Origin of the sequence: Actinomadura miaoliensis (assembly GCF_039536785.1) — a bacterium.
Classification (GTDB): domain Bacteria; phylum Actinomycetota; class Actinomycetes; order Streptosporangiales; family Streptosporangiaceae; genus Spirillospora; species Spirillospora miaoliensis.
In genome coordinates, this window is sequence record NZ_BAAAZG010000014.1 from 21,062 (window position 1) to 44,335 (window position 23,274).

Below are 23,274 nucleotides of genomic sequence, written 5' to 3' on the forward strand. Positions count from 1 at the left end.
GCGCCGTCAGAGGCGGGGTCACTCGACCCCGACGAGCAGGGGGTACCGCTCCTGGCGGCCGTCGTAGACGACGACCTCCACGTCCGGCCGGTGCTCGCGCAGGTGGTCCTCCAGCGCGGCCGCCAGCCCGGCCGGGGCGTGCGCGCCGGCGATGAGGGTGACCAGCTCGCCGCCGCCCGACAGCATCCGGTCCAGCACCTGCCGGGCCACGTCGGCGAGATCCGCGCCGATCATGGCGACGTCGCCCTCGATCAGGCCGAGGACGTCGCCGGGCTGGCACAGGCCCACGCTGGTCATGGCCTCCCCGGCGGCGACCTCCAGATGCCCGAACCGGGTGGCGCCCGCCGCCCGGGTCATGGCGATCACGTCGTCGTGGAAGCGGCGCAGCGGGTCGTGCACGGCCAGCGCCGCCAGGCACTGCACCGACGCCCGGGTGGGGACGACCGCGATGCGCACGCCGCTGTCGCGGGCCCGTTCCGCGGCGGCCTCGGCCAGGGCCAGCACCTCCGGCTCGTTGGGCAGCACCGCCACCTCGTCGCCCGCCGCGATGATCGCGTCGGCCAGCACGGCCAGCGGCGGCGCGGCGCCGGGCGCGCGGCGCACCACCCGCGCGCCGCAGCTCTCGAACAGCTCGGCCAGCCCGTCGGCCGCCGTGACCGCCACCACGGCGCGTCCCGCGCACGGCGCCTGCGGGTGCTCCTCGGCGTGCAGGTAGGTGACGCGGATGCGGTGCGGGCGGCCCGCCCTCAGGCCCGCCTCGATGGCCGCGCCCGCGTCGTCGACGTGCACGTGGACGTTCCACAGCCCGTCGCCGCCCACGACGACCAGGGAGTCGCCGAGCCGGTCGAGGTCCTCGCGCAGGTCGGGGACGGTCTCGTCGGGCGCGTCCAGCAGGTACATCACCTCGTAGCCGGGGGCGGCCTCCTGCCGGGCGGGGCGCTCCCCGGCCGGGGGGACCCCGGTGCGGGCGGGCACCTCGTACCGTTCGGGGTACTCGTCGGTGAGCACGGCGGCGAGGGCGTCGAGCACCACGCACAGCCCCGCCCCGCCGGCGTCCACCACGCCGCTGCGGGCCAGCACGTCGAGCTGCGCGGTGGTGCGGCGCAGCGCCTGCCGCGCCCCGGCGGCGGCCGCGCGGGCGGCTCCGGCCAGGCCGCCGGTCCCGTCGTCCCCGGTCGCGCCGTCGCCGGTCGCCGAGGACGCGGCGTCCAGCACGCTGAGGATCGTGCCCTCGACTGGATGCGCGACGGCGTTGCGCGCCAGGACCGCCGCGTACTCCAGCGCCTCCCCGAAGCGGACCGGGTCGGGGGACGCGCCCCCCGGCCCGAGGATCTCCGCGAGCCCGCGGAACACCTGGCTGAGGATGACCCCGGAGTTGCCCCGGGCGCCCAGCAGCGCGCCCTGGGCCAGCGCCCGCCACACGCCGGCCACGTCGGCGTCCGCCCGCTCCGCCGCCTCGGCGGCCGCCAGGACGGTCAGGTGCAGGTTGGTGCCGGTGTCGCCGTCGGGGACGGGGAAGACGTTGAGGGAGTCGATCTCACCGCGGGTCCGGCCGAGGGCGTCGGCCGCCAGCCTGCTCCACCGCCGTACCGCCGCCGCGTCGAGGACCTCGCCCACACTCGCCCCTCTCCACCGGTGCCCGGCCGCCGCCGGAGGTGTCCGCCGGGGGCCGCAGGGGTTTCCGCGCCCCCATCTGTACCGCGCGCACCGTACCCTTGGGAACCGGTCGCGCTCGGCGTACGGGCGCGGCCGATTCGCCTCTCCGACGCCGGGTCGGCTACCCTGGTCCGTGCGCCTCGTCCGGGGTGCCATTCGCGAGCGCCGGTCCGTCCGGTGAGACACCGGTCGCTCCATCGCACAGCATCGACACCACTTGGAGTTTCCCGTGGCTTCCGTCTGCGACGTCTGCGGCAAGGGACCCGGTTTCGGCATGCGCGTCTCCCACTCGCACCGCCGCACCCCGCGCCGCTGGAACCCCAACATCCAGCGCGTGCGCGCCGTCGTGAACGGCAGCACCAAGCGGATCAACGCCTGCACGTCCTGCATCAAGGCGGGCAAGGTCGTCAAGCCCACCGTCTGAGACGGATCGGGGCGGCCGAGGCTGCTCGTCGGGCTTCGCTCGACTTCGCCGTCGCCGCACCCGCTGTGTCTCCCAGGGGGCCGACCCCCTGGAACCCCCACGAGTCGGCTCACCGGTTCTCCGGCGAGCCGACTTTTTCTTGTCCGCGGGACGGGTCAGGAGGACTCGCGGAGCCGCCAGCCGTGGTCGACCGGGCCGATGCCCGCGCCCAGGGGGAATCCGGCGGCGATGGCCCCGGTGACGTACTCCTTGGCCTTGGCCACGGCGTCGTGGACGTCCTCGCCGCGCGCCAGGTAGGAGGCGATCGCGGACGCCAGGGTGCAGCCCGTGCCGTGGGTGTGGCGGTTGTCGTGGCGGGGCGCGGTGAAGCGGTACTCCCGCTCACCGTCGAACAGCAGGTCGGCGGGTTCGCCCGGCAGGTGGCCGCCCTTGATCAGCACCCAGCGGGGGCCGAGCGCCTTGACCGCCTCGGCGGCCTCGCGCATCCCCGACTCGTCCACCACCTTCACGCCGGTGAGCTGCTCGACCTCCCAGAGGTTGGGGGTGACGACGGTGGCGGCGGGCAGCAGCGCGCTCCGGACGGCCTCGACGGCGTCGGGGGCCAGCAGCGCGTCGCCGTGCTTGGACACGCCGACAGGGTCGACCACGACGGGGGCGTCCACCCCGGCGAGCACCTCGGCGACGGTCTCCACCAGCGCGGAGGACGCCAGCATGCCCGTCTTGATCGCGTCGGCGCCGATGTCGGACAGCACCGAGTCGAGCTGGGCGCGGACGGCCTCGGGCGGCAGCTCCCAGTAGCCCTGCACGCCCAGGGAGTTCTGCGCGGTCACCGCCGCGATGACGCTCATCCCGTGGGTGCCGAGGGCGAACATCGTCTTCAGGTCGGCCTGGATGCCGGCGCCGCCGCCGGAGTCGGAGCCCGCCACGGTGAGCACGAGCGGCAGTGCCTTGTCGGCTGGGGAGTTCTGCGTCATGCCGCCCACTTTAGGCGTTTCACCGCCGGGATGATCCGCGCGGAAGGCGGGTCAGACCCGGGTGCAGCGCAGGCGGTTCAGGACGCAGTAGTACGGGCCGTGCGGGGTGCCGGTGCCGACGAACACGATCCGGACGGACTGGCCGGGGGCGAGGGCCTGGGCGCCGGGGCGGCTGCGCACGTGGCCGGTCGTGCCGGTGCGCACGACGCTGGCGCCGGAGAACGACACGATCTGGGAGTTCTTGATCCTGAAGGCGAGGGCCCACCTCGCCACCGGCTGGGAGCCGCGGTTGGTGACGGTGGCGGTGGCGCGGTAGCCGGTCTCGGTGCGGGAGGCGACCCGGAAGGCCACCACCAGGCCGTCGGCGCGCTCGGCGCCCCGGCTGGCGCGGTCGCCCTGTCCGCGTTCGGACACCTGGCTCTCACGGTTGCCGGTGTGCGGCTCGGACGGGGCGCCGCCGGCGAAGTTCAGGGAGATCTGCTGGGTGCTGAACGCGTAGGCGACCACACCGACGGCGATTACCAGCGCCAGCATCGGGAAGAGCGGAAGGGGAACGAGACCGAGGAGCTTGGACCACTGGCGGCCGGTCTCCGGCGGATCCGCGCCGGTGGCGTCGCCCTCGTCATCGGGTCGGTTCGGCTTGGTGTGTCGTCCCATCCCATCCCTCTTCGATCAGAGGATGTATACCAAACCAGCACCAAATGTGCCTACCAGACGGTGAAAGACGCACCGCGCCGTCAGACGGGGCTATCCGAGGCCGTCCGCCGGCCCGCGGGCCCCTCGGCAAGCTCATCCGCGGAAATGGTCCCATCCCCCGGGCCCGTAGGGGCGGCCGTCCACCATGACGCCTTTGCCGTCGGCGACGCGGCCGATGACCGCCCAGGCGGGGGGCAGGTGCGCGGCGGGCGGGAAGGTGCCGGCGAACGCGTGGTCCTCACCCCCGGTGAGCGCGTGCCGCAACCCGTCGGGCCCGAGGACCGCCGGTACGGGGACGGCCGCGGAGTCGACCTCGACGCGGACGCCGGAGGCCTCGGCGATGTGACCGAGATCCTGCAGAAGGCCGTCGCTGACGTCCAGCAGCGCGGTCGCGCCGGACGCGCGCGCCTCCTCGGCCGCCTCGTAGGGGGGAGAGGGCCGCCGGTGCGCCTCGACCAGTTCCGCGGGCTCGCGCTCGCCGCGCCGCAGCAGTTCCAGGCCCGCCGAGGAGAAGCCGAGCCGCCCCCGCACCGCCACCAGGTCGCCGGGACGCGCCCCGGACCGCGTCAGCGGCGGCCTCCCGCCCAGATCGCCCAGCGCCGTGATCGCAAGGGTGATCACCGGGGCCGCCACCACGTCGCCGCCGGCCACCGACGCGCCCGTCACCGCGCACTCGTCGGCCAGCCCCGCGTACAGGCGCTGCGCCCAGGCGGCCTCGGTGGCGGCGGGCGCGGCCAGCCCCACCAGCAGCGCGGTGGGACGGGCGCCCATGGCGGCCACGTCCGCGAGGTTCTGCGCCGCGGCCTTGCGCCCGATGTCGTAGGGGGACGACCAGTCGCGGCGGAAGTGCCGGTCTTCGACGAGCAGGTCGCAGGTGGCCACGACACGCCCGTCCGGCGCGGCGACCACGGCCGCGTCGTCGCCGGGGCCGAGCGGCACGTCCCGCCCGAGCGGCAGCCCCCTGGTCAGGCGGGCGATCAGCCCGAACTCCCCCAGCTCACCGATCGTGGTCATTCGCCCCCCGATATATGGAGATCGCCCCCGACGCGCCGTCACAGCGGGTATCACGATACGGTGACCGTCCGACGGCAAATTCTTCGCCCGGGGAGGACGAGATGGTGCGCGCCTACATCCTCATCCAGACCGAAGTGGGCAAGGCGGCCGAGGTCGCCCGTCAGATCGCCGACATCCCGGGTGTCGTCCAGGCCGAGGACGTGACCGGGCCGTACGACGTGATCGTCCGCGCGGAGTCCGGCAACGTCGACGACCTCGGCAAGCTCGTGGTGGCCCAGATCCAGGCGGTCGAGGGCATCACCCGCACGCTGACCTGCCCGATCGTGAACATCTGAGGCATCGGCCCGACCGTGCGCCCTCCCGCCCCCCGCGTGCCGTCGTCCGCCGCCCGCCGCACGGCGCGGGCCCGGAGCGCCGCGCTGGCGCTCCTGCCCGCCGCCCTGCTGCTGGCCGGATGCGGCGCCGGGGCCGTCCAGGTGCCCGTGCCCACGCCGGACGCCGCGACGGCCCGGCTGTGCGCGGGGCTGCGGCTGCCGGAGAAGGTGCACGGGCAGCAGCGCCGCGACACCTCCCCGGAGTCGCCGCTGACCGCCGCGTGGGGCTCGCCCGCGATCGCATTGCGCTGCGGCGTGCCGCGTCCGGCCGAGCTGCGGCCGGAGTCCCGGCTGATGACCATCAACGGGGTCGACTGGTTCGGCGTGCCCGCCGACCGGCCCGTCACGTTCACCGCCGTGGCCCGTCAGGCGTACGTCGAGGTGACCGTGCCCGCCAAGTACGCGCCGCCGGGCGACGTCCTCATCGAGCTCGGCTCGGCGATCACCGCCACCATCCCCGAGAAGCCCGAGGGCCAGATCTAGGGGTGGGTCACCACAGCGGCACCGGGCTTTCGCCGCGGGGGTAGTAGCCGGGGACGGGTCCGCCGGACGAGGCGCGTTCCAGCCGTCGCCGCATCCCGTCCGACAGCACGTCGGCCTTCATCATCTCCGCGAACACCGCGGTGACGTTGCCGAGGTCGAACCAGTCGCGCTGCCAGGACCACCGCCGCCCGCCGGCGTACCGGAACCAGCTTCCGCCGATGCCCGCCACCTCGTACGGTGTCCCGTCGGGACGGCGGGCGTCGGCGATCTGCTTCCAGAACCCGACGACCTCGCCCCTGCGGTCGTCGATGAGGATGCTCTGGTACGGGTAGCGCCAGCCGTCCAGCCCGCCCATCTCCGAGCCGAGCGCCAGCTCGCGGATCTCCTCGCGGCCCACGGCCATGAAGTCCTGGCCCGGCCCGATGTTCCAGCCGTAGGTGGCGTCCTCGGTGTACAGGTCGGCCAGCGGCCGCCAGTCGCCGAGCCGCTCGCACCGCCGGTTGCTGTCGAGCCAGTGCTCCACCATGTCTTCGAGTTCCTCGCGCGGGAACGCGGGCATCCGGCACCTCCGGGGGTCAGTCGATGAGCTTGAGCGCCTGCGTGGGGCAGTAGCGGACGGCGGCGGCGACCTCGTCGCGCAGATCCTCGGAAGGCTCGGGGTCGGCCACGCGCACCTTGCCCTTGCGCGGCACCTCGAAGACGCCGGGCGCCTCCAGCTCGCACATGGCGTGCCCCTGGCACAGGTCCAGGTCGGCCTCGACCCTCATCGCGCCGTCCCCGGCGACCTGCGGCGGTAGCGGACGGCGCACGGCCGCGCGAGCTGCACCACCATCTTGGAGTGGTCGTTGCGGTAGGTGTCCGGCGGCTGGGCCAGCTCGAACTCCCAGTCCCGCAGCAGCACCGAGAAGATCGCCTTGAGCTGCATCATCGCGAAGTTGGCGCCGACGCAGCGGTGCCGCCCCGCCCCGAACGGCACCCACGTCCACCGGTTCACCAGGTCCTCCTCGCGCGGCGCGACGTAGCGTTCGGGGTGGAAGGCGTCCGGGTCGGGGAAGTCCTCGGGGATGCGGTTGGACACCGCCAGGCTGCAGCCGACCATCGTCCCCTCCGGGATGCGGTGGCCGAGCACCCGCTGCTCCGACTTGGCCACCCGCAGCAGCAGGATCAGCGGCGGGTGCAGCCGCAGCGTCTCCTTGATGGCCGACTCCAGGCGCGGGATGGCGCGCAGCGCCTGGAAACTGACCTCCCGCCCGTCCGCGTACAGGCCGTCCAGCTCCTCCACGACCCCCGCCAGCACGTCCGGGTGACGCAGCAGCTCGATGAGCGTCCAGGCGGCGGTGCCGGACGAGGTGTGGTGCCCGGCGAACATCATCGAGATGAACATGCCGGTGACCTGGTCGGCGTCGAACCGGGGCGTGCCGTCGGCGGCGCGGATCGACATCAGCACGTCGAGCAGGTCGCGGTCCTCGCGCGGCGGGTTCGGGGGGCGCGCGTCCATGATCTGCCGGACCAGCTCCACCAGCCCCGCCCGGGCCCGGTCGCGCCGCCGGAAGCTGTCGATCGGCGCGTACGGGTCGACGTAGGCGATCGCGTCGGTGCCGCGCTCCAGGTCGTGGTACAGCTCGGCGAACCGCCGGTCCAGGCTCTGCCGGAACTTGCGGCCGATCAGGCACGCCGACGATGTGTAGATGGTCAGCTCGGCGAACCAGTCGAGCAGGTCGATCTCGCCCTCGTCGCCCCAGCCGGCCACCATCCGGTCCACCTCGGCGGCGATCGTCGCGGCGTGCCCCTTGAGGTGGGAGCCCTTGAGCGCCTGGTTGTGCAGGGCCTCGCGGCGCTGCTCGGGCGTGGCGTCGAACACCACGCCCGTCCCGAAGATCGGGGTCATGAACGGGTACGCCTCGGCCTGGTCGAGCTCCTCGTCGGGCGCGCGGAAGAAGAACTCGTTGGCCTCGGCGCCCGACAGCAGCACCACCGCGCGTCCGCCGATGCGGAACGCGCCCACGTCGCCGCACTCGGCGCGGACGCGGCGCATCAGCGCGATGGGGTCGGTGCGAAGCTCGTCCAGGTGGTCGGGACCGCCCGAGACGAACGGCACGTCGAGCAGCGTGGTGGTCATCGGGCCTCCTCCAGGGGCGCTTCGGGTTGCACCTCCACCAGGGACAGATGCGCGCCGCGCGGCGTGGACACCACCGCCGTCACGGCCGCCGCGACATCGGACGGGCGCAGGAAGTACGGATGCCGGGCGTGGCCCCACCTGACCCACTCCTCCAGCACCTCGCCGGTGGTCTGGGCGTCCCAGTCCATGCCCATGCCGGTCGCGGTCGGTCCGGGCCGCACGATCGACGCCCGAACGCCCGTGCCCTCCAGTTCCATCTGCAGCGCCCGCGCCATGCCCTCGACGCCGTTCTTGGCGGCGACGTAGGCGCCCATGCGCGTGCGCGGCGACCGCACCACGTCCGAGGAGACGAACACCACGTCGCCGCGCCGCCGCCGCACCATGTCCGGCACCAGGTGCGACACCAGCCGGTGCGCCCCGACCAGCAGCACCTGCAACTGCGCCAGGAACGTCTCGGAGTCCAGGTCGTGGACGCGCGCGGCGGCCAGCTCACCGGCGCCGGACACCACCACCTCGATCGGGCCGAGCGCGTCGGCGGCGGCCGCCGCGAACTCCTTCACCGAGTCGGCGTCGGCGACGTCGAGCCGGTGCGCGAACGCCTCCCCGCCCCCGGCGCGGATCGTCGCGGCCAGCTCCTCGCACGTGCCGACGCGGCGCGCGCCCAGCGCCACCGGATGCCCGGCCGTCGCCAGCGCCGTCGCCGTGGCGGCGCCAATGCCGGACGACGCGCCGCTGACCACGGCGGGACGCCGCTCGGGATGCGGCTCGAACCTCGGCACCTACCTCACCTCCACGCGGACCGGCAGCGACGCGAACCCGCGCACGTTCACCGAGTGGACGCGGTCGGCGCGCGCCTCGTCGACCTCGTAGCCGCGGACCCGGTTCACCAGCTCGGTCAGCGCGACCCGGGCCTCCAGCCGGGCCAGGTTGGCGCCCAGGCAGAAGTGCCGTCCGCCGCCGAAGCTGACCAACTGGGACGTGTCGCGGCCGAGGCGGTAGACGTCCGGGTCGGGGAACACGCGGGGGTCGCGGTTGGCCGACCCGACCAGCAGCAGCATCCGGTCGCCGGCGGGCACGCGCCGACCGTGCCAGATCGAGTCCCGCGTCACCGTGCGCGCCAGCATCTGGCTGGAGGTGTCGTAGCGCAGGGTCTCCTCGACCCAGTCGTCCACGCGCGCCGGGTCGCCGAACGGCTTGGCCAGCTCGGCGGGGTTGCGCCACGCCCAGTACACGGCGTTGGCCAGCAGCTTGGTGGTCGTCTCGTTCCCCGCGACCACCATCAGGAACAGGAACGCGATGATCTCGCGGTCGTCGAGGCGGTCGCCGTCGATCTCCGCGTCGAGCAGCGCCGAGGTGAGGTCGCCGGTGCGGCGGCGGCGCCGCTCGGCCAGCATGCCCTCGTAGTAGCCGACGAGCGCGAGCGCGGCCTCCATCCCGGCGGGCGGGACGTCGTTCAGGCCCTCCTCGCGGTGCACCACCACGTCGGCCAGGCGCCGCACCTCCGCACGGTCGGCCTCGGGGACGCCCATCATCTCCGAGATGACGTCCATGGGCAGCAGCCCCGCGAAGTCGGCGACGAAGTCGAACTCGCGTGCCTCCAGGGCGGGTTCGAGGCGCCTTCTCGTCAGGTCCCCGATGCGGCCTTCGAGTTCGCGCACCCTGCGGGGCGTGAAGCCCTTGGAGACCAGCGCGCGCATGCGCGTGTGCCGGGGCGGGTCGAGCGCGAGGAACGACATCGTCCGATGCGCCTGCGGGCCCCACGCGCTGGGCTCCAGCGAGACGCCGTTGGCGTTGGAGAACGTGACGTGGTCGCGGAACGCCGCCGCCACGTCGGCGTGCCGCGACAGCGCCCAGAAGCCGAGTTCGTCGTTGCGGTAGAGCGGCGCCTCGTCCCTGAGGCGCGCGTACGTCGGGTAGGGATCCTCGTGGACGGCGTAGTCGAACGGGCTGTAGGTGGGGGGCTCCCTCAGGGGCTCCACAGCCGTCACCTCACTCGGGCAGTATCAGCTCGGCTATCTCCGTCAGCCGGTCGGCCATGCGGGCGTAGGAGGTGTGGCCCATGCCGGCGTGCACCAGCGCGCCGGCGTAGGCGATCTCGAGCGCGCTCAGCACCTTGGGGTCGGCGTCGTCCCCGAGCGCCGTCTGCAGGCGCTCGCGGATCCGCATGCCGATGCGCAGGCGCAGCTCGCGCACGTCGGGGTCGCCGCCGAGCATCGCCGCCGTGCACGCCGCCGCGAGCTCCGGCTCGTCGGACACCAGCAGCGCCACCTCGCGCAGCACCGCCGCCACCCGCTCGCGCGCCGGGCCCGTCCCCCGCTCGACGGGCGGCAGCGCGCTCAGCCGTCGCCAGAACACCTCGGTGATGAGGTGGTTCTTGGACGTGAAGTAGGTGTAGGCGGTGGCCGGCGCCACCCCGGCGCGGCGGGCCACGTTCCGCACGGTCAGCCCGTCGTATCCCTGGTCGCGCAGCTCGGCGACGGCCGCGTCGGTCAGCCGCCGCACGGTGTCGGCCTGCCGCTCGGTGAGCCGCCGCCGGGTGGGCTCGGTCGCCAACTCGCTGGACATGTGTCCAGACATTAGTTCAGCAGCCCGCCCGTGACAACCCCGCCCCTGGACAGCGGCCGTCCCCGGCCCTGAGCGGTGGACCGGGGACGGCCGCGCCGGCCGGGCGAGGACAGCGGATCCCCGCCCGGCCCGGCGGCTGTTGCGGGCCTCAGCCGGTGAAGCCCTTGAAGATGCCGGTGAACTCGTAGGCGGACTGTGCGATGCCGCTGCACGTCGGGGAGACGCGGCCGTCGGCGCAGCCGCCGTTGTCGCGTCCCACCGACCAGAAGCCGACGAAGCCGATGTGGTTGGCGTTGGCCCAGTCGCGCAGGGCACGGGCGTGCGCCTGGGTGGTGGTCATCCCCGAGTCGTTCTTGCCGATCATCGGGGTGACGCCGAGCCGCCGCTTCTGTTCGGCGTCGCCGCGCCCCGGCCAGATCTGCCGCATCTGCCGCAGCGTCGCCTCCGCGGCGGAGATCATGGCGGCGCCCCAGTCGCCGGTGTACCCGAAGTTCATCAGCATCGGGTTGACCACGACGTCCAGCCCCCTGGCGGCCGCGTCCCGCAGGATCTGCTCGGAGAACGGGTCCACGCCGTAGTCCTGGCCCTGGACGCGCAGCGTGTAGCTGATGGCCGTGCCGCGCTCGTCCTGGAGCCGCTTGAGGGCGGTGTTCACCTTGGCGACGTCGACGGCCGCCTCGATGTCGACGTCCAGGTGGTTGGTGCCGACCGTGTCGAGGACCTTCTTGTACGCGCCGAGCAGCGCGTCGGCCGAGCCGCACACGTGCTCCAGGTACGGCGACAGCGCACCGCCGGACGCCACGATCACCTGGCCGCCGCCGCTCTGCAGCGCGCGGACGTCGTTGATGATGCGCGCGTCGTTCAGGGGGATGATGCCGCCCCAGGACGGGTTGCACCCGGTGCTGTCGGCCAGCACGAACGCCAGCGTGTAGTTCTTGACGCCGGTCGCCCGCGCGGCCGCGGCCAGCGACGGCGTCGTCATGGTGATGTCGATGTAGGGGGCGTGGCGGATGGCGGGGGCCGCCGCCTGACGTGCGGCGGCGTACGAGCCGGATGCGGACGCGGCGGCCGCCGGCACGGCCAGCAGCGCCGCCAGGAACGAAAGGAGGATGCGTCGCAAGGTCGCTCCCAGGGTCGTGCGGTGCGGGGATCGGGGCGCGGCTTACTGTTAGGAAAGTTTCCTAACTGATTGCACGTTAGCCGCGCCGTCCCCGTCCGGCAACCCCCGTCCGGCCCCGCACGACGGCACCACCCCAGGTCGCCCCCCGAACCGGCATCGTCCACTCCGCGAATTCGGCAAGACCGGACGACCACCCCGCCGCCACACTGGCAACCCTCACCACGACACTCCCGGCATACGAGCCCGCCCCGCATCTCGACACGGCTCGATACCCCGACGGTGAGCGGCTGCCGTATTCGGGGCAGCGGCCACCCAGGTCTCCTTTACCGACAATTCGGCGCGGCCTGCGGAACAATTCAGAATCGTTCCGCGATTCGTGACGCGACTCGCGGCGAGTTTTGTGGGGCGGGTGGGATTCGAACCCACTCAGCGCGAAGCACCTGCTTTACAGGCAAGCCCGACTCTCCCGCGTCGGCGCCGCCCCCGGCGTGTGCTTTCACGGTGTCAGCGGAAGGCCATTTCCCGCAAATGAATTTCCGGGCCGTCACTTCGGCTGGCAGGTGCGGCACCATACGGTGGTGCGGCCGGAGATACGGCGTCGGGACAGCGTCGTGCCGCAGCGCGGGCAGGCTCCCTCGGGCTCGTCGCGCGCCCCTGTCAGCCACGTGTCGCGCGGCGGGACCCGTCCCGCCCTGACCGAATCGCGCAGCACGCGCCGCATCGCCTGGTAGAGCGCGGTGACCTCGTCGTCGTCCAGGTCCGGCACGTTCCGCAGCGGGCTGACGCGGGCGCGCCAGCAGATCTCGTCGGCCAGCAGGTTGCCGAGGCCCGCGATGAGCGTCTGGTCGGTCAGCGCCGACTTCAGCCGTCCCCGGCGTCCGGCCAGCAGCGCGCCCAGTTCCTCGCGGGAGACGTCCAGCGCGTCAGGGCCGAGGTCGTCGAGCGTCCGCCCGGCCTGGCCCTCGTCAGCGACGAGCCGTACGCCCTGGAGCTTACGCATGTCGCGGAAGCGCAGCTCACCGTCCTGGAAGCCCCACACGACCCGGTCGTGCCGGTGACGCGGCTCGTCCGCGTCGTGCCACGACAGCGACCCGGTCATCCCGAAGTGCAGCATGAGCACCGGGCCGTCGGCCGGAGCGATCAGCCACTTGCCGTGCCGCCGGGGCTGCCCGAAGCGATGGCCCCGCAGCGCCTCGTCCAGCCGCCGCGCGCTCACGCCGCGCAGCACGCCCGCGTCGCACACCCGCACGGCCGTGATCGGCTCGCCGGCATGCTCGGCCAGCACCCGGCGGAAGCCCTCGACGTCCGGAAGCTCCGGCATACCGCATGCCGTACCCGGTCCAGCCCCGTCAACCCCCACGCGCACGAGGGGCCGAAACGTACCCCCGACAGGATTCGAACCTGCACCATTCCTGCTTCTCGAACAGGCGCCTCTGCCAGTTGGGCGACGGGGGCATGGTGCGGCTCCCGGGATTCGAACCCGGAACATCCACTTCCTGAAAGTGGCCTCTCTGCCTGTTGGAGTAGAGCCGCGCGAAAAAAAGGGCCGAGCGTTCGGGGAAGGCGTCGCTCGGAAACGCGCGGCCGGGAGGTCAGGCGATGGACCGGCCATGGCGGGCGAGCGACGCCCAGGGCAGTCGTAGGCGTTGGAGCGTCATGGCCGATCCTCCTCTCGAAGTCCTTGTGTCGTTCCCTTGGACGGGCCGACGACGACTACGGTGCCAGAATTCCCCTGAGCTGGGCAACGCATTTTCCGCGGGGCCGAGCGGCCCGTGTCAGCCGTCGAGCGTGCCCGCCATGGACGAACCGTCACTCATCAGCAAGAACAGGGCGACCACCACCCAGATCGCGACCATCGCCAAGCCGCAGGCGATGCCCGCCGTGGCCATGCCCGGCGTCTTCTGCCCGGCGCGCCGGGCCTGCTTCGACGCGAGGTGCCCGAAGAGGATGGCCGGTACGGACGACAGACCGCAGGTGAGCAGGCCGACCACGCCCAGGACCAGCGCGCACATCGCCGTGGTGTTGTGGCGGCCGGCCGCGGCGGGCATGCCCTGGACGTGCCGTGCCGGGGCCTGGGTCGCCGGGACGCCGTATCCGGGACGACCGTTGCCGGGCGGCGGCGTGTCCATCGCGGCGGTGGCGCGCCGGTACCAGTAGTCGGCCTCCGCCGTCTGGCCCCGGGCTCTGAGAAGTGCGCCGAGCTGGTACATGGCGGCGGAATCGCCCGCCTCGGCGGCCTGCCGGTAGTGCTCCTCGACCAGTCCCACGGCGGCGTCGGTGTCCATGGCGGGCCGCGGCAGCGACTCCCACGCCCCCGCGCCGGGCCGTGCGTGCGTGCCGTCCGGCTGCGCCGTCGCCCCGCCGGGCGGCGTGGCCGCGTTGTCAGGCCGCGCCGGCGAGAGGCCGCCGGAATGCGCGGGCGAGCCGCCGTGCCGGACGGACGGGAGGGGCGGCGAGGCGGCAGCGACCTTGGGGGCGCCTGAGATGAGGTGTTCGAGCAGTTGCGGGGCGGTGGGGCGCCGCGCCGGGTCCTTGGCCAGGGCCGCGCGTACGACCTCCAGGACCGTCCCCTGGAGGCCGGTGAGGTCGGGTTCCCCCCTGGCGATCCGGTGGATGATCGCGGGCACGCTGGGGCCGTCGAAGCAGGGCTTCGCGCGCGCGGCGAACGCCACCGTGGCCGCCCAGGCGAACACGTCGGTGGCCGGGGAGGCGGACGCGCCCGCCAGTTGCTCGGGCGCCATGAACGCCGGGGTCCCCACGATGCCGCCGGGGACGGTGAGCCGGGTGCCATCCAGCTCGGAACGGGCGATGCCGAAGTCGATCACGCGCGGGCCGAGGGCCGACAGCAGCACGTTGTCCGGTTTGAGGTCGCGGTGCACGATCCCGGCGTCGTGGATGGCGGTCAGCGCGGTGGCCATCCCGACCGCGAGCGCTTCGAGGTCGGCGCCGCGCAGCGGACCGCCGTCGGTGACGGCGTCCCTCAGGCTGGGCCCCTCGACGAACTCGGTCACCAGGTAGGGCGGGTCGGCGTGGGGATCGGCGTCCAGCACGGGGGGCGGTGCAGAAGGGGCGGACGCGCTGAGCGGCGGCGACCTCGGCCTGGAACCGCGCCCGGTACTGCGGGTTCGCCGCGTGCTCCTGGCGGATCACCTTGATGGCGACGGCGCGTCCGGAGTCGTCGACGCCCCGGTACACGGTGCCCATGCCGCCCTCGCCGAGCTCGCCGACGACCTGGTAGCGGCCGATGACGGCCGGCATGCCGGGGCGGGGCGTCTGGGACACGGCGGGCTCCCCTCGCGGCGATGACCTTGAAGCCCCAAGCCTGGCATATCAGAAAGTACGGCGTGCCGATCTCCCGGAGGACGCGTCGTCCCCGGCATGCGGGCGCGGCGGGGTTCAGCCGGGGATGTGGGGGGTGCCGTCGCGCATGGGCGGGAAGCGGTGGGTGGCGGCGGTCGTGCCCGCGACCATGCGGGTGATGTCGGCCTCGGGGAGCACCTCGGTGTCGTCGTCGATGATGACCTCCCAGCGGCAGTGCGGGACGCGGCCGGCGGGCACGCGGGGCGGGCGGTGCACGGGGCGGATGCGCGCCTTGGGGTTGACCGCCTGGGCGGTGATGTCGAACGTGCCGTCCTCGATGGTGTGGCACATGCCCTTGATGGAGCGTTCGCCGAAGGGTTCGACGTCCAGGAGGGCGCCGCAGGAGCGCAGCTGGAAGAAGCCGTGCGTCTCGGAGATCAGCTCGTACTCCACGTCCATGTAGTGCTGGGCGAATCCGGGGTCGAGCTGCAGGCACTTGAAGATCGCCGAGACGCCGTCGCCCTCGATCTTCATGATCTCGCGGATCCGCCGGGTGTAGACGAGGCTGGCGCCGCGCCACTCCTCGATCGCGATCTCCTCGACGGCGCGCTGGCCGTACCGCAGCCCGACCGCGATGAGCGCGGAGCGGTCGAGCAGGTGGACGATCAGCGCGTACTCGCGCACCAGCCGGACCAGTGCCTCCTTGGACAGGTCCTCGAACCGGAAGCCGGGGTCGAACTCGCCCGAATAGTCGTCGCGGGGCTTGCGTTCCGTCATGGCCTGAACTGTAGTCTGGACATGTGTCCAGAACAACCGATCGCTTGCTCGGTAACGCGTCCGCCGTCCGCGGCCCCTCACCGCTGCTGCTGGACGGACGGCTGACCGCCGGGTCGGGCGGCACGTTCCCGACCGTCGACCCGGCGACCGGGGAGACCCTCGGCGAGGCCGCCGACGCCACGGCCGCCGACATGGACGAGGCCATCGCAGCGGCGCGGCGCGCGTTCGACACCTCCTCCTGGCCCGCCGACGTGCCGTTTCGCGTGCGCTGCCTGCGGCAACTGCGGGAGGCGTTGCGGCGGCACGCCGACGAACTGCGCGAGCTGACCATCGCCGAGGTGGGCGCCCCGCGCTTCCTGACGTTCGGCGGCCAGCTGGACGCCCCGGTGAACGACCTGGGCTGGTTCGCCGACCTGGCCGAGTCGTACGCGTGGGAACACGACCTCGGCCGGGCCGAGCCGATGGGCGTCCCCAGCGTGCGGCGGGTGCGGCGCGAGCCCGTCGGGGTGGTCGGCGCGATCACGCCGTGGAACTTCCCGCACCAGATCAACCTGGCCAAGCTCGGCCCCGCCCTGGCGGCCGGCAACACGGTGGTGCTCAAGCCCGCCCCCGACACGCCGTGGTGCGCGGCCGTGCTGGGCGAGCTGATCGCCGAGGAGACCGACATCCCGCCGGGCGTGGTCAACGTCGTCACCTCCTCCGACCACCGGCTCGGCGCCCAGTTGGCCGGTGACCCGCGGGTGGACGCGGTGTCGTTCACCGGGTCCACCGCCACCGGCCGCGAGGTGATGGCCACCGCCGCGCGCAACCTGACGAAGGTCTTCCTGGAGCTGGGCGGCAAGTCGGCGTTCATCGTGCTGGACGACGCGGATCTGCGGTCGGCCTGCTCGTACGCGGCGTTCGCGGCGGCCACCCACGCCGGGCAGGGCTGCGCGATCACCACCCGCCTGCTGGTCCCCCGGGAGCGGTACGACGAGGCCGTCCAGATCACCGCCAGGGCCCTCACCAAGATCGGCGTCGGGGATCCGCGCGACGACGGCACGGTGTGCGGGCCGGTGATCTCCGCCCGGCAGCGCGCCCGCGTCGAGGGCTACCTGGAGCTGGCGGTGCGGGAGGGCGGCTCGTTCGCCTGCGGCGGCGGCCGTCCGGCGGGCCGTGAGAACGGCTTCTGGATCGAACCCACCCTGGTCACCGGCCTGACCAACGACTGCCGCACCGCCCGCGAGGAGATCTTCGGGCCCGTCCTGGTGATCCTGCCGCACGACGGCGACGACGACGCGGTGCGGCTGGCCAACGACTCGCCGTACGGGCTGTCGGGCGCGGTGCACGGCGGCGACGCCGAGCGCGCCCGGGCGGTCGCGCGGCGGCTGCGCACCGGGACCGTCAGCGTCAACGGCGGCGTGTGGTACGCGGCGGACGTCCCGTTCGGCGGCTACAAGCAGTCCGGAATCGGCCGTGAGATGGGCGTGGCCGGATTCGAGGAGTACCTGGAGACCAAGGCGATCGCCGAAAGCCCGTCCTAGAGGAGGCACAGTGCGGTTCGAGGGAAAGGTCGCGGTCGTCACCGGGGCGGCGGGCGGGATCGGTGAGGCGTACGCGCGGGCGCTCGCCGGCGAGGGCGCCTCGGTGGTCGTCGCGGACGTCGACGAGGCCGGGCAGCGCGTCGCCGACGACGTCAAGGGCCTGTTCGTGCGGACCGACGTCTCCGATCCGGCGTCGGTCGAGGCGATGGCCGCGGCGGCGGCCGAACGCTTCGGCGGCATCGACCACCTGGTCAACAACGCCGCGATCTTCGGCGGCATGCGCATCGACCTGCTGCTCACCGTCGACTGGGACTACTACCGGAGGTTCATGGCGGTGAACATGGACGGGGCGCTGCTGTGCGCCCGGGCGTGCGTGCCGCACATGCGGGAACGCGGCGGCGGCTCGATCGTCAACCAGTCCTCCACGGCCGCCTGGCAGTACGCGGGCTTCTACGGGCTGGCCAAGGCCGGCGTCAACGGGCTCACCCAGCAGCTGGCGCACGAGCTGGGCGGCATGGGGATCCGCGTGAACGCCATCGCCCCCGGCCCCACCGACACCGCCGCGCACCGCGAGGTCGTCCCCGGCGGCATGTCGGAGAAGATCGTCCAGGACAAGATGGCGATCAAGCGGATGGGCACGCCTGGGGATCTGGTCGGCGCGTGCCTGTTCCTGCTGTCGGACGAGGCGTCCTGGATCACCGGCCAGATCCTCAACGTGGACGGCGGCGAGGTGTTCCGGTCGTGAGCGCGTACGGGTTCGTCGGCCTCGGGCAGATGGGCGCGCCGATGGCGCGGCACCTGGCCGGCACCGGCCTGGTCGTCCACGACACCCGCCCCGAGGCCATGGAGCCCCTGGTGAAGGCGGGCGCCCGCGCCGCGCGCACCGTCGCGGAGGTGGCCCGCTCCGCCGAGATCGTCTCGGTGATGGTGCGCGACGACGACCAGGTGAACGAGGTCGGCGCCGAGATCCTGGCGTCCGCCCGGCCCGGCACCGTCCTGGCCGTCCACTCCACGATCCGCGCGAGTACCGCCGAGGAGCTGGCGCGGCGGGCCGAGCCGTACGGCATCGAGGTCGTGGACGCCCCGGTCAGCGGCGGCTTCATGGGCGCGACCGTGGGCACCCTGGCCGTCATGGTCGGCGGCTCCGCCGAGGCGTTCGAACGCTGCCGCGAACCCTTCGGCGCCTGGGCGGATCTCGTCCTGCACATGGGTCCGGTCGGCGCGGGCACCCGCACGAAGCTGGCCCGCAACCTGCTGCACTTCGTGGCGTTCACCGCGGCGGCCGAGGCGCAGCGCCTGGCCGAGGCGTCGGGCGTCTCGCTGCGCAGGCTCGCCCGCGTCGTCCGGCACTCCGACGCCGTCACCGGCGGGCCGGGCGCGATCATGCTGCGCCCCACCACCGCCCCCCTGCGCCCGGACGACGACCTGTACGACGTCCTGCGCAACGTCCGCGACCTGGGCGAGAAGGACCTCGCCCTGGCCGTGGAACTGGCGTGCGACCTGGACGTCGACGTCCCCCTGGCACGGCTCGCCCTGGACCGCTTCGGCGCGGCCCTCGGACTGGAGGAGGACCGCGATGGATGAGCGGCGCCGCCGCGGCCTGGACATGATGCGCCAGGTGTACGGCTGGGACGTCGGCGACTCCCCCGACGCCTTCTTCGGCGTCACCGTCGACCACCTGTTCGGCGACGTGTGGACGCGCCCCGGCCTGAGCATGCGCGACCGCCGTCTCCTGCTGGTCGGCGTGCTGGCCGGTCAAGGCCTGAACGACGTCCTGGACATCCAGATCCCCGCCGCCCTGGCCAACGGCGAGCTGTCCCCGGACGAACTCCGCGAAATCGCGATCTTCCTGACCCACTACGTCGGCTGGCCCCTGGGCTCCCGCCTCAACGTGCAGATCGAGAAACTGATCGCCGAGCACGACCGCGGTTAGCGGCCCGCCAGCGGCCCGGGGGCCGGCATCAGCATCGGCCCGTTCACCCGGAAGCGCTCCACGCCCCTGCGCGTCAGGTGGACCCGCAGGTCGATCCACCCGGCCCGGGCGGCCAGGCGGCAGTCGTCGGCGCCGCTCACCGGGAAGTGCAGGTCGCCCACCGACAGCTTGGCGCCGCGCACGTGCACCGGCAGCAGCACCCGCGACCCGGCCGTCAGCGGGGCGATGCCGCAGCCGCCGATCTGCCGTCCGCGCGCCTCGCTGCGCACCGCCGCCGCCGCGATCCGCCGGTACGCGGCCGACCCCTCCTCGACGTGCCCGAGCAGCATCCCGGGAGACCCGGCGTCCAGCCGCCACACCTCCGCCTCCGGTTCGGCGGCCGGCTCCTCGTCCGGCACGGCGGCCGCCGCGGCCGCCAGCATCGCCGCGTCCGGCGCGCACCCGATCACACCGGGATGCCCGGCGGGCGCGTACACCCCGTCGGAGCGTCCCACGCCGATCACGTCCACCACGATGACGTCACCGGGCTCGGCGCCGACCACCACGACCGGACCGCACAGCACCGGATCGGCCCCGGGCTCACGCCCCTGGCACTCCATCCGGATCGAGCCGCCCGTGAGCACCTCGGCCACCGCCGGGATCTCCGGGTGCCACCGGTCGTGCCCGGGCACCACACGGCTCGCGTCCCCACCGCCCCACGGCGACACGGCGGACCCGGGAGCGGCCGCACTGGGCGGCTCGGAGGCAAGCGGGAGCGACAACGGGATTCCTTCCTCACGGAGATCTTCTCTACGGAAGAATCCTGCCGACCGACCTGTTTCCGAGTGATTTCAACACCCTTAAGACCCGGTTAGCGATACCCCCCGGAGGGTGCTGGGGGTGGCGGTCAGCGCAGGCCGCTGGGGCGGTCGAGGGCGGTTCGGATGAGGCGGTCGACCAGGGCCGGGTAGTCCAGGCCGCTGGCGGCCCACATCTGGGGGAACGCCGACGTCGGGGTGAAGCCCGGCATGGTGTTGATCTCGTTGAGGATCCAGCGGCCGTCGGGGGTGTGGAAGAAGTCGACGCGGGCCAGGCCCTCGCAGTCGAGGGCCTCGAACGCGGCGACCGCCAGGCGCTGCACCTCGGCGACGGCCCCGGGCGGCAGGTCCGGGGGGATGGCCATGCGGGTCGCGCCGTCCAGGTACTTGGTCTCGAAGTCGTAGAAGTCCTGGCCGCCGGCCATGAGGATCTCGGCGGGCAGGCTGGCCTCGGCGGGGCCGCCGGACAGGCCCTGCAGGACGCCGCACTCGATCTCGCGGCCGACGATGGCGGCCTCGACGATGACCTTGGGGTCGTGCTCGCGGGCCGCCTCGATGGCCGCCGTCAGGTCGTCCTCGGTCTCCACCCTGGAGATGCCCATGCTGGACCCGGCGCGGGCGGGCTTGACGAACACCGGCAGGCCCAACTGCTTGATCTCGTCCAGCTTGGCGGTGCGGGCGGTGCGCCACTCCCGGTCGCCGACCATCACGTACCGGCCGACCGGCAGGCCGCGGGCCTGCCAGACCAGCTTCATGAAGCCCTTGTCCATGCCGACCGCGCTGGCCAGCACCCCGGCGCCGACGTAGCGCACGCCCGCCAGGTCGAGCATGCCCTGGATGGTGCCGTCCTCGCCGTACGGGCCGTGCAGCAGCGGCAGGACGACGTCCACCTCGGTCAGGGTGGCGGGCATCCGGCCCGGTTCGACCACCATCAGGCCCTTGCTGGCCGGGTCGAACGGCAGCGCCAGGGCCTGGCCGTCGGCGGAGACCTCGGGAAGCCGTCCGTCCTCGATGGCCAGCCGCTGGTTTTCGGGCGCGAGCACCCAGCGGCCGTCGCGGGCGATGCCGACGGGCACCACCTCGTAGCGGTCGCGGTCGATGGCGGCCATGACGGCTCCCGCGGTGACGCAGGAGATCGCGTGCTCGCTGCTGCGCCCGCCGAAGACCACGGCCACACGGATCTTAGGTGATGCGTCGGACATGATGTCCGACCCTACAGCGATCAGTGGGTGTCGGCTACGAGCCGGGCGCCGTCGACGCCGTCGAGCGTGCGGCCGACGGTGTCGAGGGCCTCGGTCACGTCGCGGACCAGGTCGTCGGCGTCCTCCAGCCCGACGGAGAAGCGGACCGCGCCGGGGTCGATGCCGGCGGCGCGCAACGCGGCGTCGTCGTGGCAGCGGTGGGTGGTGGAGGCCACATGGGCGACGTGGGTGTGGGTGCCGCCGACGCAGGTCGCCGGGGTCGCCAGGCGCAGGGCGTCGACCAGGGCCAGGCCCGCGCGGCGCCCGCCGGACGGGGTGACGGTGACCGCGGCGCCGAACCGGGTGCCCTCCGGGCCGGCGTCGAACAGGGCGCGGGCCTGCTCGTGCCCGCGGTGGCCGGGCAGCCCCGGGTAGTCGACCGACCGGACGGCCGGGTGCCGGGCGACGGCCGCGGCGAACAGGTTGGCGGTGTCGCACTGGCGGCGCACCCGCAGCGGCAGGGTCTCAAGGCCGCGGCGCAGCAGGAACGCCTCGTCGGGCGCCAGCGCCGCGCCGGTCTGCACGCGGACGCGGCGGACCTGCTCGACCAGGTCGGGCGCGCCGACGACCGCGCCGCCGGTGGCGTCGCCGTGACCGCCGATCGCGGCCGTCGCCGAGTGCACCACCAGGTCGGCGCCGTGCTCCAGCGGACGGCACACCACCGGCGTGGCCAGGGTGGCGTCCACGGCCAGCAGCGCCCCCGCGCCGCGGGCCAGCGCGGCCAGGCCCGGCAGGTCGGGGACGGCCAGCCCGGGGTTGCCCGGCACCTCGGCCCAGATCAGGCGGGTGGTGGGACGGATCGCCTCGCGCACGGCGGCGGCGTCGGCGACGTCGACGTACGAGGCGTCGACGCCGAACCGCGACAGCAGCCCGTCCAGCAGCGCGTACAGGTCGCGGTGCGGCCCGGCGGGCGCGACCACGTGCGCGCCCGCGTCGGTGAACGCCAGCAGCACGGCGGTGGCGGCGGCCATGCCGGACGCGAACGCCTCGCCCTCCACCGGCCCGGACGTCCCGTGGCCCTCCAGGGCCGCGAGGCCGGCCGCGAACGCGTCGGCGGTGGGGTTGGCCATCCGGCCGTAGGAGTAGCCGGGCGCGCGGCCGCTCAGCAGGGCGGCGTGCTCGGCGGCGCCGGCGAAGGCGAACGCGCCGGCGCGCCAGACCGGCAGCCCGACCGGGGCCTGACGCGGCAGCGGCGGCGCCGGCAGATGGACGGCGCGGGTGTTCTCACCGTGTGAACGACTGCTTCCCGTGGTACGCATCGTTCACAGCATGTCACACTCCGTAGCGCTCCGGCTTGGGGGAACGCGAGATCAGCGAGATCGCCGCGTCCTTGATGGGCACCCCGTGGCGCAGCACGTTGACGACCGCCTCGGTGATCGGCATCTCGACGTTGTGCTTGCGGGCCAGCTCCAGCACCGCCTCGGACGACTTGACGCCCTCGGCGGTCTGCTTGGTGACCGCCACCACCTGCTCCAGCGTCATGCCGCGGCCCAGGTTCTCGCCGAACGTGCGGTTGCGCGACAGCGGCGAGCTGCAGGTGGCGATCAGGTCGCCCATCCCGGCCAGCCCGGCGAAGGTGTGCTCGTCGGCGCCCAGCGCGGCGCCCAGCCGGGCCGTCTCGGCCAGCCCGCGGGTCATCAGCAGCGCCCGGGTGCTGTCGCCGAAGCCGAGCCCCACCGCCATGCCCACGCACAGCGCCACGATGTTCTTGACCGCGCCGCCCAGCTCGCACCCGATCACGTCGGTGGTGGTGTAGACGCGGAAGTACGGGGTCATGGTGGCGGCCTGCAGCCGCCGGGCGCGCTCCTCGTCCACGCACGCGGCGACGGCGGCGGCGGGCTGCCCGGCGGCGACCTCGCGGGCCAGGTTGGGCCCGCAGAACACCGCGACCCGCTCGTCCGGCACCCCGGCAACCTCGGCGATCACCTCCGACATCCGGCGGCAGGTGCCGAGCTCCACCCCCTTCATCAGGCTGACCAGCACCGACTCGGGCGGCAGCAGCGGCGTCCAGGCCGCCAGGTTCTCCCGCAGCGTCTGGGCGGGGACGGCCAGCGCCACGAAGTCGGCGCCGGCCAGGGCCTCGGCCGGGTCGGTGGTGGCGCGCAGCCCCTCGGGCAGGACGGTCCCCGGCAGGTAGTCGGGGTTCTCGCGGCGTTCGTTGATCGCCTCGACGACCTTGGGACGGCGCCCCCACACCGTGACCTCGCCGCCCGCGTCGCGCAGCAGCTTGGCGAACACGGTCCCCCAGGACCCCGCCCCCATCACGGCGGTGCGGACT

The 23,274-nt window shown here is 73.7% G+C and carries 25 protein-coding genes and 3 tRNA genes; 7 read left to right on the forward strand and 21 right to left on the reverse strand.

What is annotated here, in order from left to right; all coding sequences use genetic code 11:
- Window positions 1-18 precede the first annotated feature (18 nt).
- Window positions 19-1,617 (reverse strand): DAK2 domain-containing protein, encoded by a 1,599-nt coding sequence (locus ABD811_RS11740; RefSeq protein WP_344945234.1) that lies wholly within the window; start codon window positions 1,615-1,617, stop codon window positions 19-21.
- Between the two features lie 268 nt (window positions 1,618-1,885).
- Here ABD811_RS11740 and rpmB point away from each other — a divergent pair, with 268 nt between their 5' ends.
- Window positions 1,886-2,080, forward strand: coding sequence for a 50S ribosomal protein L28 (gene rpmB, locus ABD811_RS11745; RefSeq protein WP_030164391.1), 195 nt, complete (start codon window positions 1,886-1,888; stop codon window positions 2,078-2,080).
- Window positions 2,081-2,235: 155 nt separating this feature from the next.
- Here the strand turns inward: rpmB and thiD are convergent, their stop codons facing one another.
- The 3 genes from thiD to ABD811_RS11760 all read right to left on the reverse strand — a co-directional run bounded on the left by thiD (window position 2,236) and on the right by ABD811_RS11760 (window position 4,764).
- The gene (gene thiD, locus ABD811_RS11750; RefSeq protein WP_344945238.1) at window positions 2,236-3,054 is read right to left on the reverse strand and encodes a bifunctional hydroxymethylpyrimidine kinase/phosphomethylpyrimidine kinase; all 819 of its coding nucleotides are present in this window, start codon (window positions 3,052-3,054) and stop codon (window positions 2,236-2,238) included.
- 51 nt (window positions 3,055-3,105) lie between these two features.
- Entirely contained in the window at window positions 3,106-3,711 is a 606-nt protein-coding gene (locus ABD811_RS11755; protein ID WP_344945241.1) for a cellulose binding domain-containing protein, read from the reverse strand.
- A gap of 132 nt (window positions 3,712-3,843) precedes the next feature.
- Window positions 3,844-4,764 (reverse strand): thiamine-phosphate kinase, encoded by a 921-nt coding sequence (locus ABD811_RS11760; RefSeq protein WP_344945243.1) that lies wholly within the window; start codon window positions 4,762-4,764, stop codon window positions 3,844-3,846.
- 101 nt (window positions 4,765-4,865) lie between these two features.
- On the opposite strand from ABD811_RS11760, the gene ABD811_RS11765 reads away from it, so the two are divergent.
- Together ABD811_RS11765 and ABD811_RS11770 are read left to right on the forward strand one after the other, a co-directional pair.
- Entirely contained in the window at window positions 4,866-5,099 is a 234-nt protein-coding gene (locus ABD811_RS11765) for an Lrp/AsnC family transcriptional regulator (RefSeq protein WP_344945246.1), read from the forward strand.
- 15 nt (window positions 5,100-5,114) lie between these two features.
- On the forward strand, window positions 5,115-5,621 hold the full coding sequence (locus tag ABD811_RS11770; protein WP_344945249.1) for a DUF3515 domain-containing protein: 507 nt from the start codon (window positions 5,115-5,117) through the stop codon (window positions 5,619-5,621).
- Window positions 5,622-5,628: 7 nt separating this feature from the next.
- On the opposite strand, the gene ABD811_RS11775 is transcribed toward ABD811_RS11770, so the two are convergent.
- The 13 genes from ABD811_RS11775 to ABD811_RS11835 all read right to left on the reverse strand — a co-directional run bounded on the left by ABD811_RS11775 (window position 5,629) and on the right by ABD811_RS11835 (window position 15,502).
- The gene (locus ABD811_RS11775; RefSeq protein ID WP_344945252.1) at window positions 5,629-6,180 is read right to left on the reverse strand and encodes a nuclear transport factor 2-like protein; all 552 of its coding nucleotides are present in this window, start codon (window positions 6,178-6,180) and stop codon (window positions 5,629-5,631) included.
- 16 nt (window positions 6,181-6,196) lie between these two features.
- Window positions 6,197-6,388 (reverse strand): ferredoxin, encoded by a 192-nt coding sequence (locus ABD811_RS11780; protein WP_344945255.1) that lies wholly within the window; start codon window positions 6,386-6,388, stop codon window positions 6,197-6,199.
- Entirely contained in the window at window positions 6,385-7,740 is a 1,356-nt protein-coding gene (locus ABD811_RS11785; RefSeq protein WP_344945258.1) for a cytochrome P450, read from the reverse strand. Before ABD811_RS11785 ends, ABD811_RS11780 begins: the two co-directional genes overlap by 4 nt.
- The gene (locus ABD811_RS11790) at window positions 7,737-8,519 is read right to left on the reverse strand and encodes an SDR family oxidoreductase (RefSeq protein WP_344945261.1); all 783 of its coding nucleotides are present in this window, start codon (window positions 8,517-8,519) and stop codon (window positions 7,737-7,739) included. Before ABD811_RS11790 ends, ABD811_RS11785 begins: the two co-directional genes overlap by 4 nt.
- On the reverse strand, window positions 8,520-9,719 hold the full coding sequence (locus tag ABD811_RS11795) for a cytochrome P450 (RefSeq protein ID WP_344945264.1): 1,200 nt from the start codon (window positions 9,717-9,719) through the stop codon (window positions 8,520-8,522).
- A gap of 10 nt (window positions 9,720-9,729) precedes the next feature.
- On the reverse strand, window positions 9,730-10,305 hold the full coding sequence (locus tag ABD811_RS11800; RefSeq protein ID WP_344945266.1) for a TetR/AcrR family transcriptional regulator: 576 nt from the start codon (window positions 10,303-10,305) through the stop codon (window positions 9,730-9,732).
- Window positions 10,306-10,453: 148 nt separating this feature from the next.
- The gene (locus ABD811_RS11805) at window positions 10,454-11,425 is read right to left on the reverse strand and encodes a chitinase (RefSeq protein ID WP_344945269.1); all 972 of its coding nucleotides are present in this window, start codon (window positions 11,423-11,425) and stop codon (window positions 10,454-10,456) included.
- Between the two features lie 401 nt (window positions 11,426-11,826).
- A tRNA-Tyr gene (locus ABD811_RS11810) sits at window positions 11,827-11,909 on the reverse strand.
- A gap of 60 nt (window positions 11,910-11,969) precedes the next feature.
- Window positions 11,970-12,746 carry an Fpg/Nei family DNA glycosylase gene (locus ABD811_RS11815; RefSeq protein WP_344945272.1) on the reverse strand — a complete coding sequence of 259 codons (777 nt, stop codon included), beginning with the start codon at window positions 12,744-12,746 and terminating at the stop codon, window positions 11,970-11,972.
- A gap of 59 nt (window positions 12,747-12,805) precedes the next feature.
- Window positions 12,806-12,880: transfer RNA gene (locus tag ABD811_RS11820), tRNA-Leu, on the reverse strand.
- Window position 12,881: 1 nt separating this feature from the next.
- Window positions 12,882-12,958: transfer RNA gene (locus ABD811_RS11825), tRNA-Leu, on the reverse strand.
- Window positions 12,959-13,200: 242 nt separating this feature from the next.
- Complete coding sequence (locus ABD811_RS11830; protein ID WP_344945274.1) at window positions 13,201-14,475, reverse strand: protein kinase domain-containing protein; 1,275 nt, start codon at window positions 14,473-14,475, stop codon at window positions 13,201-13,203.
- A 346-nt stretch (window positions 14,476-14,821) separates the two neighbouring features.
- The gene (locus tag ABD811_RS11835; RefSeq protein WP_344945277.1) at window positions 14,822-15,502 is read right to left on the reverse strand and encodes a hypothetical protein; all 681 of its coding nucleotides are present in this window, start codon (window positions 15,500-15,502) and stop codon (window positions 14,822-14,824) included.
- A 44-nt stretch (window positions 15,503-15,546) separates the two neighbouring features.
- Between ABD811_RS11835 and ABD811_RS11840 the strand changes: the two genes are divergently transcribed.
- Genes ABD811_RS11840 through ABD811_RS11855 form a run of 4 tightly spaced genes read left to right on the forward strand, consistent with a single transcriptional unit; the run spans window position 15,547 to window position 18,958 of the window.
- Complete coding sequence (locus ABD811_RS11840; RefSeq protein WP_344945280.1) at window positions 15,547-17,025, forward strand: aldehyde dehydrogenase; 1,479 nt, start codon at window positions 15,547-15,549, stop codon at window positions 17,023-17,025.
- Window positions 17,026-17,035: 10 nt separating this feature from the next.
- On the forward strand, window positions 17,036-17,770 hold the full coding sequence (locus ABD811_RS11845; protein WP_344945283.1) for an SDR family oxidoreductase: 735 nt from the start codon (window positions 17,036-17,038) through the stop codon (window positions 17,768-17,770).
- The gene (locus tag ABD811_RS11850) at window positions 17,767-18,609 is read left to right on the forward strand and encodes an NAD(P)-dependent oxidoreductase (protein ID WP_344945286.1); all 843 of its coding nucleotides are present in this window, start codon (window positions 17,767-17,769) and stop codon (window positions 18,607-18,609) included. The genes ABD811_RS11845 and ABD811_RS11850 overlap by 4 nt, the downstream gene beginning before the upstream one ends.
- Window positions 18,602-18,958, forward strand: a complete 357-nt coding sequence (locus ABD811_RS11855) for a carboxymuconolactone decarboxylase family protein (protein WP_344945290.1) — start codon at window positions 18,602-18,604, stop codon at window positions 18,956-18,958. Before ABD811_RS11850 ends, ABD811_RS11855 begins: the two co-directional genes overlap by 8 nt.
- Here ABD811_RS11855 and ABD811_RS11860 read toward each other — a convergent pair.
- The 4 genes from ABD811_RS11860 to ABD811_RS11875 all read right to left on the reverse strand — a co-directional run bounded on the left by ABD811_RS11860 (window position 18,955) and on the right by ABD811_RS11875 (window position 23,258).
- Entirely contained in the window at window positions 18,955-19,719 is a 765-nt protein-coding gene (locus ABD811_RS11860; protein WP_344945292.1) for an acetamidase/formamidase family protein, read from the reverse strand. The two genes, ABD811_RS11855 and ABD811_RS11860, sit on opposite strands and share 4 nt — an antisense overlap.
- Before the next feature lie 125 nt (window positions 19,720-19,844).
- Window positions 19,845-20,957, reverse strand: a complete 1,113-nt coding sequence (locus ABD811_RS11865) for a D-alanine--D-alanine ligase family protein (protein WP_344945295.1) — start codon at window positions 20,955-20,957, stop codon at window positions 19,845-19,847.
- Window positions 20,958-20,977: 20 nt separating this feature from the next.
- On the reverse strand, window positions 20,978-22,255 hold the full coding sequence (locus ABD811_RS11870; protein ID WP_344945298.1) for a trans-sulfuration enzyme family protein: 1,278 nt from the start codon (window positions 22,253-22,255) through the stop codon (window positions 20,978-20,980).
- A gap of 13 nt (window positions 22,256-22,268) precedes the next feature.
- On the reverse strand, window positions 22,269-23,258 hold the full coding sequence (locus ABD811_RS11875) for an NAD(P)H-dependent glycerol-3-phosphate dehydrogenase (RefSeq protein ID WP_344945509.1): 990 nt from the start codon (window positions 23,256-23,258) through the stop codon (window positions 22,269-22,271).
- Between the last annotated feature and the right edge of the window lie 16 nt (window positions 23,259-23,274).

Coding starts and splice junctions, on each gene's coding strand:
- ABD811_RS11800 (WP_344945266.1), bottom strand. CDS start 10,305: ATGTCCAGCGAGTTGGCGACCGAGCCCACCCGGCGGCGGCTCACCGAG.
- ABD811_RS11765 (WP_344945246.1), top strand. CDS start 4,866: ATGGTGCGCGCCTACATCCTCATCCAGACCGAAGTGGGCAAGGCGGCC.
- ABD811_RS11835 (WP_344945277.1), bottom strand. CDS start 15,502: ATGACGGAACGCAAGCCCCGCGACGACTATTCGGGCGAGTTCGACCCC.
- thiD (WP_344945238.1), bottom strand. CDS start 3,054: ATGACGCAGAACTCCCCAGCCGACAAGGCACTGCCGCTCGTGCTCACC.
- ABD811_RS11875 (WP_344945509.1), bottom strand. CDS start 23,258: ATGGGGGCGGGGTCCTGGGGGACCGTGTTCGCCAAGCTGCTGCGCGAC.
- ABD811_RS11870 (WP_344945298.1), bottom strand. CDS start 22,255: ATGCGTACCACGGGAAGCAGTCGTTCACACGGTGAGAACACCCGCGCC.
- ABD811_RS11780 (WP_344945255.1), bottom strand. CDS start 6,388: ATGAGGGTCGAGGCCGACCTGGACCTGTGCCAGGGGCACGCCATGTGC.
- ABD811_RS11855 (WP_344945290.1), top strand. CDS start 18,602: ATGGATGAGCGGCGCCGCCGCGGCCTGGACATGATGCGCCAGGTGTAC.
- ABD811_RS11775 (WP_344945252.1), bottom strand. CDS start 6,180: ATGCCCGCGTTCCCGCGCGAGGAACTCGAAGACATGGTGGAGCACTGG.
- ABD811_RS11865 (WP_344945295.1), bottom strand. CDS start 20,957: ATGTCCGACGCATCACCTAAGATCCGTGTGGCCGTGGTCTTCGGCGGG.
- ABD811_RS11785 (WP_344945258.1), bottom strand. CDS start 7,740: ATGACCACCACGCTGCTCGACGTGCCGTTCGTCTCGGGCGGTCCCGAC.
- ABD811_RS11815 (WP_344945272.1), bottom strand. CDS start 12,746: ATGCCGGAGCTTCCGGACGTCGAGGGCTTCCGCCGGGTGCTGGCCGAG.
- ABD811_RS11760 (WP_344945243.1), bottom strand. CDS start 4,764: ATGACCACGATCGGTGAGCTGGGGGAGTTCGGGCTGATCGCCCGCCTG.
- ABD811_RS11755 (WP_344945241.1), bottom strand. CDS start 3,711: ATGGGACGACACACCAAGCCGAACCGACCCGATGACGAGGGCGACGCC.